Raw genomic sequence first — 1,285 nt, 5'->3', positions numbered from 1 at the left:
AGTTGCTCTTTAACAATGTGAATCATGCTGACAAACGTTCCTTTCGAGAGAAAGGGACACGAGATACGTCTCAAGCGTATCCGGCAATTGTCGATCGTCATCGCGGACCAGACCTCTTGGGGTTATATGGTCAAGCGATGAAGCGCATACGGTGGATGCCTAGGCAGCCAGAGGCGATGAAAGACGTGGAAGCCTGCGATAAGGCTCGGCGAGGTGGCAAACAACCTGTGACCCGGGCATTTCTGAATGGGGAAACCCACCCACGGTAACGTGGGTATCCCACACTGAATCCATAGGTGTTGGGAGGCGAACCGGGGGAACTGAAACATCTCAGTACCCCGAGGAAAAGAAATCAACCGAGATTCCCCCAGTAGCGGCGAGCGAACGGGGACTAGCCCTTAAGCGGCACGACTGATAGGCGAACAGGCTGGGAAGCCTGACCATAGCGGGTGATAGTCCCGTAGCCGAAATCTGAGTGTCGTGAAATCGAGTAGGTCGGGGCACGAGAAACCTTGACTGAAGACGGGGGGACCATCCTCCAAGGCTAAATACTCCTGGCTGACCGATAGTGAACCAGTACCGTGAGGGAAAGGCGAAAAGAACCCCGGAGAGGGGAGTGAAATAGATCCTGAAACCGTATGCGTACAAGCAGTGGGAGCATGCATGTCATGTGACCGCGTACCTTTTGTATAATGGGTCAGCGACTTATTTTCAGTGGCGAGCTTAACCGTATAGGGGAGGCGTAGCGAAAGCGAGTCTTAACTGGGCGACCAGTCGCTGGGAATAGACCCGAAACCGGGCGATCTATCCATGAGCAGGTTGAAGGTTGAGTAACATCAACTGGAGGACCGAACCAGGATCTGTTGAAAAAGATTTGGATGACTTGTGGATCGGAGTGAAAGGCTAATCAAGCCCGGAGATAGCTGGTTCTCCTCGAAAGCTATTTAGGTAGCGCCTCACGTAGCACCGCCGGGGGTAGAGCACTGTTTCGGCTAGGGGGTCATCCCGACTTACCAACCCGAGGCAAACTCCGAATACCGGTGAGTGACGCGTGGGAGACACACAGCGGGTGCTAACGTCCGTTGTGAAAAGGGAAACAACCCAGACCGTCAGCTAAGGTCCCGAAATCCTGGTTAAGTGGGAAACGATGTGGGAAGGCTCAGACAGCTAGGAGGTTGGCTTAGAAGCAGCCATCCTTTAAAGAAAGCGTAATAGCTCACTAGTCGAGTCGGCCTGCGCGGAAGATGTAACGGGGCTCAAACCAGGTACCGAAGCTACGGGTGTG

The 1,285-nt window shown here is 53.8% G+C and carries 1 rRNA gene (running past one end of the window); it reads left to right on the top strand.

What is annotated here, in order from left to right:
• Window positions 1-128: 128 nt before the first annotated feature.
• Window positions 129-1,285: ribosomal RNA gene (locus DFP85_RS18655) — 23S ribosomal RNA — on the top strand; its annotated part runs 1,724 nt beyond the window's last position; the annotation flags it as partial.

The sequence above is a fragment of the Halomonas ventosae genome (genome assembly GCF_004363555.1).
Classification (GTDB): Bacteria; Pseudomonadota; Gammaproteobacteria; order Pseudomonadales; family Halomonadaceae; genus Halomonas; species Halomonas ventosae.
Note: the sequence above shows the minus strand (reverse complement) of the source record. Positions and strands in the feature narration are given on the sequence as shown.